At 32.0% G+C, this 281-nt stretch carries 1 protein-coding gene; it reads left to right on the top strand.

Annotated features, from left to right (window positions below):
- Positions 1-55 precede the first annotated feature (55 nt).
- A partial coding sequence (locus tag AOA61_RS30065; protein WP_218197415.1) for a hypothetical protein occupies positions 56-281 on the top strand: 226 nt, incomplete at its 3' end.

Genomic DNA, 281 nt, shown 5'->3' with positions numbered 1-281 from the left:
CATTATCACATGCTATTCAATGTATTTTGATAATGGTATAAATAGGAGGATTAGGGTGAAAAAGCATCGAATTAACTTATTTGTAACTTGCTTAATCGTTTTTGTAATACTATTTACACTACTTAATATGGCTCAAGCATTTGAAAGAGTTCCAACAGCTGGAGTGGCCATTAATGGGGAAATGGTAGATGGTATCGACCCAATTAAATTGGAGGGTACATATTATTTACCAGTTATCTATTTATCAAAAATTCTTGGCTACAATGATATTCGGTTTGAAT

Source organism: Pseudomonas sp. 2995-1 (assembly GCF_002742505.1).
Lineage (GTDB): Bacteria > Pseudomonadota > Gammaproteobacteria > Pseudomonadales > Pseudomonadaceae > Aquipseudomonas > Aquipseudomonas sivasensis.
Note: the sequence above shows the minus strand (reverse complement) of the source record. Positions and strands in the feature narration are given on the sequence as shown.